This window comes from Methylibium sp., assembly GCF_031393925.1.
Taxonomy (GTDB): domain Bacteria; phylum Pseudomonadota; class Gammaproteobacteria; order Burkholderiales; family Burkholderiaceae_C; genus Methylibium.
The window spans coordinates 1-1,520 of sequence record NZ_JANMWL010000210.1 but is presented as its reverse complement, the minus strand read 5'-3'; the positions used below and the strand labels follow the sequence as shown (position 1 = coordinate 1,520).

At 70.9% G+C, this 1,520-nt stretch carries 1 protein-coding gene and 1 pseudogene; both read left to right on the top strand.

The features are described from left to right. Positions 1-80 precede the first annotated feature (80 nt). Entirely contained in the window at positions 81-875 is a 795-nt protein-coding gene (locus tag RMO12_RS11320) for a spermidine synthase (RefSeq protein WP_309639364.1), read from the top strand. After that, positions 872-1,520 (top strand): annotated as a pseudogene (locus tag RMO12_RS11315) (type II/IV secretion system protein); the annotation flags it as partial. The gene RMO12_RS11320 and the pseudogene RMO12_RS11315, both read left to right, overlap by 4 nt.

Here is a 1,520-nt window from a genome sequence, read left to right as displayed (position 1 = left end):
CCTGTCCACGCCACCGTGAAGATGATGGCTGACCCGACCGTTCCGTGGCTCGCATCAAGCTGCCGCTGGCCGCCGCGGTGATGGCCACGCGCAAGCGCGCCGCTGCCGCGCCGACGCTCGCGCCGGCCACCATCTCCGAGTACGGCGGCGTGCGCTTCCTGCACCTGGGCACGGTCTGGGTGCAGGGTGCGATGCGCATTGCCAAGCCGCAGAAGATCGAGCTCGAATACGTGCAACGGATGATGGCCTGGCTGCTGCTGCGCGAGCTGGACGCACACGGCGCCGTGGCCCACGGCCATGCGGTGCAGCTCGGCCTGGGTGCGGCGGCGATCACCCGCTTTTGCCACAAGGCGCTGCGCTGGCGCACCACGGCGGTGGAGATCAACCCGAGCGTGATCGGTGTGTGCCGGATGTGGTTCAAGCTGCCCGAGGACGACGCGCGGCTTGCCGTCGTGCAGGCCGATGCGGGCGATTACGTGGCCGACGCGCGCCACGCCGGCAGCGCCGATGCGCTGTGCGTGGACCTCTACGACCATGAAGCCGCCGCGCCGGTGCTCGACGACGAGGTGTTCTACCGCGGCTGCCACGCGCTGCTGGCCGAGGGCGGGGTGATGAGCGTCAACCTGTTCGGCCGCGACGTGAGTTTCGGGCGCAGCGCCGCGCGCATCGCCGCGGTGTTCGGCGCCGATTGCGTGGCCATGCTCGAGCCGACCAAGGAGGGCAACACCATCGTGCTGGCCTGGAAGGGCGCCGCGCTGCCGCCGCGCGACGTGCTCGTGGCGCGCGCCGCGGCGATCGAGCAGCTGCATGCGCTGCCGGCACGCAAGTGGCTCGAGCTCTTGCAGAATCTGCCCGAACGCTCTGCCACCGCATGAACGCCCGCCCGCCCGCCGCCCCTGCCCGTGTGCCGCAACACGCCGCGTCGGCGCAAGCCTTGGCCAAGGGCCCGCTGCACTGGCGCCAGCTCGTCACCTGGTTGCTCACCGACGGCTTTATCACGCTCGACGACGGCAAGCGCGTGGCGCAGCGCTTCGGCGCGGGCGACAGCTCGCAGCATCCGCTGGTGCGCCTGGGCGGTGCCGGGCTGGTGCATGCGGCCAGCGGCGCGGTGCTCGACGTCGAGGCGCTGACCGAATGGCTCGCGCAGCGCTGCCAGCTGCCCTACCTGCGCATCGACCCGCTCAAGGTCGACGTGGCGCGCGTGGCCGACGTGATGTCGGCCACCTACGCCGAGCGGCGCCGCGCGCTGCCGGTGCAGGTGGGCGCGGCCGAGGCGCTGGTCGCGACCTGCGAGCCTTTTGATATCGACTGGCTGCCCGAGATCGAGGCGCACACCAAGAAGACGATCAAGCTGGCGCTGGCGAGCCCGCTCGAGATTGCGCGCTACACGACCGAGTTCTACACGCTGTCGCGTTCGGTGCGTGCGGCGCAAAAGAGCGGCGACGGCGTTGGGCCGGCGAGTTTCGAGCAGCTGGTGGAGCTGGGCAAGGCCGACAAGCAGATCGACGCCAATGACCAGG